This window comes from Pseudomonas mercuritolerans (genome assembly GCF_025706525.1).
GTDB lineage: Bacteria > Pseudomonadota > Gammaproteobacteria > Pseudomonadales > Pseudomonadaceae > Aquipseudomonas > Aquipseudomonas mercuritolerans.
The window spans coordinates 1-607 of the sequence record NZ_JAMSHA010000034.1; the positions used below are offsets into that span (position 1 = coordinate 1).

1 rRNA gene is annotated in these 607 nt (G+C 56.7%); it reads right to left on the bottom strand.

The window, feature by feature from the left end:
- Window positions 1-607: ribosomal RNA gene (locus tag ND528_RS28080) — 23S ribosomal RNA — on the bottom strand; the annotation flags it as partial.

A 607-nucleotide genomic window follows, 5' to 3' on the forward strand; every position in this document is an offset into this window, starting at 1 on the left:
TCGCCACTGAGCACTAACTCGCAGGCTCATTCTTCAAAAGGCACGCTGTCACCCCAGCCAAGGAGGCTCCAACGGATTGTAGGCACACGGTTTCAGGTACTATTTCACTCCCCTCCCGGGGTACTTTTCACCTTTCCCTCACGGTACTGGTCCGCTATCGGTCACTAGGTAGTATTTAGGCTTAGCAAGTGGTCTTGCCAGATTCACACGAGATTTCTCGGGCCCCGTGCTACTTGGGATCCCCTTCGGGAGGCCGCACCATTTCGTCTACCGGACTCGCACCGTCTGTGGTCCGCCTTTCAATGCGGTTCGACTATGACACGGCTTTCTTACTCCCCGGTGGACTGTCAGATCCACCAGAAGGGTCCCACAACCCCGAACACGCAACGCCTGACAGCTTGAACACGCGCCCGGTTTGGCCTCATCCGCTTTCGCTCGCCACTACTCACGGAATATCTCTTCCTGTCGGTACTGAGATGTTTCACTTCCCGACGTTCCCTCCACACACCCTATATATTCAGGTGCGGGTCACACGACATGACTCGTGCGGGGTTCCCCCATTCGGAAACCCTCGGATCACAGCTCGTTTGCCAGCTCCCCGAGGCTT